This window comes from Halorubrum yunnanense (assembly GCF_026586675.1).
Classification (GTDB): domain Archaea; phylum Halobacteriota; class Halobacteria; order Halobacteriales; family Haloferacaceae; genus Halorubrum; species Halorubrum yunnanense.
The window spans coordinates 1-4,566 of sequence record NZ_JAODIX010000026.1 but is presented as its reverse complement, the minus strand read 5'-3'; the positions used below and the strand labels follow the sequence as shown (position 1 = coordinate 4,566).

General features: G+C 69.8%; 4 protein-coding genes. 3 read left to right on the top strand and 1 reads right to left on the bottom strand.

Annotation, left to right across the window (positions count from 1 at the left end; translation table 11 throughout):
* Nucleotides 1-253 precede the first annotated feature (253 nt).
* Nucleotides 254-1,021, bottom strand: a complete 768-nt coding sequence (locus tag N5096_RS05620) for a VOC family protein (RefSeq protein ID WP_267663344.1) — start codon at nt 1,019-1,021, stop codon at nt 254-256.
* Between the two features lie 215 nt (nt 1,022-1,236).
* Here N5096_RS05620 and N5096_RS05615 point away from each other — a divergent pair, with 215 nt between their 5' ends.
* From N5096_RS05615 to N5096_RS05605, 3 genes are all read left to right on the top strand, one after another.
* Entirely contained in the window at nt 1,237-1,668 is a 432-nt protein-coding gene (locus tag N5096_RS05615; protein WP_267663343.1) for an EamA family transporter, read from the top strand.
* A gap of 108 nt (nt 1,669-1,776) precedes the next feature.
* Nucleotides 1,777-3,279, top strand: coding sequence for an MATE family efflux transporter (locus N5096_RS05610; RefSeq protein ID WP_267663342.1), 1,503 nt, complete (start codon nt 1,777-1,779; stop codon nt 3,277-3,279).
* Nucleotides 3,280-3,424: 145 nt separating this feature from the next.
* Nucleotides 3,425-4,426: a class I SAM-dependent methyltransferase gene (locus N5096_RS05605; protein ID WP_267663341.1), complete on the top strand. Its 1,002-nt coding sequence runs from the start codon at nt 3,425-3,427 to the stop codon at nt 4,424-4,426.
* Nucleotides 4,427-4,566: the final 140 nt, after the last annotated feature.

The following is a 4,566-nucleotide window of genomic DNA, read 5'->3' as shown; positions in this document are numbered from 1 at the left end:
AACGCCGTCGCGGGCTCCCTCGCGCGTGCGTCCTCGCGGCCGATGGCCGCTCGTCGGCACGCGCCACCGCACGGCATTTATAAACAAACGGCGCTATCGCCCACGGTCGTGTGATCGCTTCGTCACCGCGGATCCGCAACGCGCACACCCGAAGTCGGTCGTCGGTTTGGCCGTCTCGACCGTGTTCGACCCTAAAACTCCGCTAGTCAGACTTTCGACGGCGTAGAGGTGCCAGGATCGGAGACTGTGGGACCTACTCGCGAACGAGCAGCTCGATCTCGTGGCCGTCCTGGTCTTTGGTGAACGCGTAGTTGTGGTCGCACGACTCGGGATCGCGGTAGTCCGTCGCCTCGCGGGTCATGAGGTCGTCCCACGCGTCGTCGAGGTCGTCGACGCGGACGCAGACGTGCCCCCACGCGTCGCCCATCGTGTACTCGCGGCCGTCGTAGTTGTAGGTTAGCTCCAGCTTCATCGCCTCTTGCGGGGCGTCCTCGGGGGCCATGAAGTAGTTCGAGAAGCTGTCGGCCTCCCACCGGCCGGGCACCTCGGTGTACTCGAACTTGCGGGTCCAGTAGCCGAGCGCCTCGTCGGCGTCCTCGACGCGGATCATCGTGTGGTCGATGCTCCACTTCTCGCCGAAGTCGCGCTTGACGATCTCGATCTCGTGGCCGTCGGGGTCCGTCACGAACGCGTAGCGGTTGCCACAGGACTCGGGGTCGCGGTAGTCTTCGACGCCCTCGTCCATCAGCTGGTCGTACGACTCCTGGAGGGCGTCCTCGGGGACGCGCACGGCGATGTGACCCCACGCGTCGCCGATCTCGTAGGTGTGGTCGCCGTGGTTGTAGGTGAGCTCCAGGAGCGCGCCGTCCTCGTGGACGTCCTCGGGGCCGAGGTAGACGTTGGTGAACGTCTCCGCCTCCCAGCGGCCCTTCTCCTCGTAGTTCAGGTGGGTCTGATACCAGTCGAGGCTCTCCTCGAGGTCCTCGACGCGGATCATCGTGTGATCGAAGGTTCCGTCCATACGTGGGACATCGACCGCTCGCCTCAAAAGCGTACTGAAGGTCCCGTCGCGCGGCGCGCGGACGCCCTCAGAGCGCTGCGGGGTTGCCCCGTGGATCGCGGAGTGGGGGCTCCCGGGTCGACGGCGGCGGTTCGGAGGGCTCGTGGGCGGGTCGGTGGGGAGAGCGCCCCGACGTAGGTCGGTAGGCACTAGTTCCTCCCGCCCGATCCGCCGGTATGGACGCCACCTATCTCCCCTACGCGCTCCTCGCGATGGGCGCGTACGCGCTCGTCGCCCCGCTGATGCGCGTCGCGACCACCGGCCCGGACGCGATCCCGAGCGACGTCGCCGTCGTGGTCTCGAACACGCTGCTCATCTGCATTGCCGTTGGCGTACTCGCGTACAGCGGACAGGGGTTCGTCACCCATCTCGGGTCGCCGAAGATCCTCCACGTGCTCGCGGCCGGGGTGTTCCTCGGCATCGGCATCCTCGCGCTGTACCGGTCGCTCGCGCTGGGCCCGGTGAGCGTCGTGACGCCGATCTTCTCGATGTTCCTCGTCTTCTCGTCGGTGATCGGCTTCCTCTTCCTCGGCGAGTCGTTTACGGCCCGGAAGGCGCTCGGGATCGTCCTCGCCGCCGCGTCGGTGTACCTCGTGTCGGGCGCCTGAGCCTCGGCGTTTTTCCCTCAGTCACCGTCTCCGTCATCGCCCGATCCGGAAACCCCCGCCGCGTGACGAAATCCCTTTAGCGCCGACCGGGAAAGCCCCGTGCCCGCCGTGGCTCGCCTTCCGAACCCCTTCCGCGCGCTGATCCTCTACATCGGCTTCGCCCTCGCGAGGGCGGGACTGATCGACCGCCACCGCGTGGTCCGGACGACAGACCTGGCGTGGCCGCGGATCGTCACGGGGATCGCCCGGATGTCGAAGAACGCCGTCGACGTCGCGATGGTCGGCGTCGCGGTCGGCACCAGCGCGGTCGCCGGCGTCGGGTTCGCCGGCCCGTACTGGGGGCTCGCGTTCGCGCTGGGCGGCGGCGTCGCCGGCGGCACCATCGCCCTCGTCTCCCAGCGGTACGGCGCCGGGGCCCACGTCGAACTCGGGGACGCGGTGCGGTCGAGCGTGCTCTTAGTCGTGGTCGTCACGCTCCCGGTGTCGGCCGCGTTCTGGCTGTTCGCTCCGGCCTTCATCGACGCTCTGAGCAGCAACGAGCGGGCGATCGCGCTCGGGGCCGACTACCTCCGCGTCGTCGGGCTCGGCGTCCCGTTCGCCGCGCTCAACCTCGTCGGGAGCCGCGTGCTCGTGGGGTGCGACGACGCCTACACCGCGATGCGGGTCCGCGCGGGCGGCGCGGTCGCCAACATCGCGCTGAGCGCGCTGTTCATCTTCGGGCTCGGCTGGGGGGTCGAGGGCGCCGCGGCCGGCACCGTCCTCTCGAACGTCGTCGCGGTCGCCGGCTTCACCGTCGGGCTCGTCCGCGGGGGTGCTCCGCTGATCGGCGAGTTCCCGGTCACCATCGACCCGTTCGGGTCGTACGTGAACCCGAAGATGCTCCGCGACCTCGTCGAGATCGGGGTCCCGGTCGGTGCGCGAAACCTCGTGTGGACGGCCGCGGAGTTCCCGATGTTAGCCATCCTCGACGTCTTCGGCGAGAACACCGTCGCCGCGTTCGTCATCGCCCGACGCATCTGGGGGATCATGAACGCGCCCGGCTGGGGGTTCGGCCTCGCCTCCTCCAGCCTCGTCGGGCAGGAGCTCGGCGGCGAGGACCCCGCGGAGGCGGAGGCGTACGCCCGCGACATCATCCGCTTCTCCGTGGCGACGTACGTCGTCTTCGCGGCGCTGACGGCCGTCTTCGCGACCGACATCGTTGTGCTGTTCGTCGAGGGCCCCGAGAGCCCGGAGGTGCCCATCGCGGTCACGCTCGTGTACGCGGCCTGCGTCGCCGTCGTGTTCCAGGGCGTCTCGGGCGGCGCGGCGGGACCGCTTGACGCGGCCGGCGACACGAAGATCCCGTTTGCGAGCCAGTTCCTCGGGATGTTCTGCGTCTCGATCCCCCTCGCGTACGTCGGCGCCAACGACGCGACCCCAGCGATCGACGTGCCCCTGACGGGGCTCACGGTCCCGGAGGTCGCGCTCCCCGCGATCGGGCTGTGGGGCCTCTACCTGGCGTTCCTCGCGGAGACGACGATCCCCGCCGCGATCAACTACTGGCGGTTCCGCTCCGGGAAGTGGAAGGGCATCAGCGAGGCATACCGCCCGGAGGCGTCCGCGGACGACTGAGACGGGTCGCTCCCGCGAGCGCGTCGCACCCGACGGCGACGAGGGCACCTTCAACGGCGACGGGGGCACGTTCAACGACGACACCCCGGCACTCCGGACGGTCGAAAGCGTCAGCGTTTATGGCTCGCTCCGCCTCCTCCCGACAATGAGCGTCCCCTGCGTCGCGGTCGAGCGCGAGCGCGGCGAGGCCGTCCGCGAGCGCCTCGCCGAACTCGGTCTCCTCGACGGTGACCACGAGATCGCGGTCGACGGCGACGCGATCTACATCCCGGTCGTCGACCCCGAGGCCGTCCCCGCCGACCTCGACGCGAGGACCGTCGAGCACGACGCCGCCGAGCGCGAGCGCCCGCGGACCCCCGCGGAGATCTTGGGCTACGACCCCTCGCTGGAGCGGCTCGGCGACATCGTCATCGTCGACGAGGACGACGACGAGCGCGCCAGCGAGATCGCCGACGCGGTGATGGCCTCCGACGTCCCCTGCGAGACGGTGCTCAACCGCGCGTCGCCGATCGAGGGCGAGCTCCGCGTTCGGCGGTGGGACGTGCTGGCCGGGAACGGCACCGAGACGGTCCACCGCGAGTACGGCCACGAGTTCCTGCTCAACGTCGCCGAGGTGTACTTCTCGCCGCGGCTCGCCACCGAGCGCCACCGCGTTATCGAGCAGGTCGAGCCGGGCGAGGACGTCGTCGACATGTTCGCCGGCGTCGGCCCCTACGCGGTGCCCGCGGCGACCCGCGGCGCCGACGTCGTCGCCTGCGACCTCAACGAGCGCGCCGTCGCGTACCTCCGCGAAAACGCGGCCCGGAACGGGGTCGCCGACCGCGTGACGCCGATCGCGGGCGACGTGCGGGAGCTCGTCGGCGGCGCGGGCGAAGACGCGACCGACACGGCCGACCGCCTCGTCATGAACCTCCCGCACTCCGCCGACGAGTTCCTCGACACGGCGGTCGCGCTGGCCGGCGACGACTGCGCGGTCCACTACTACGACATTCAACACGAGGAGGACCCGTTCGGTCCCGGAACGCGGGCCATCCGCGACGCCGCCGCCGGCGAGTACGACGTCACCGTCGAGACCGAGCGCATCGTCAGGTCGTACGCGCCCCACGAGTACAACGTCTGTCTGGACGCCAGGCTGACGCGGGTCTGAGACGCCCGCCGGCCCGTCGCTGCGGCGCTCCTCGCGACTCCCCCCCTGACCCGCCCAATGTCCTTTCAGTCCGTAGTGTTCAGATAAGCTGATTCCATGCGAAAGCGAACGATCTGAGCCACTCGTCAGCAGTTTCTGCT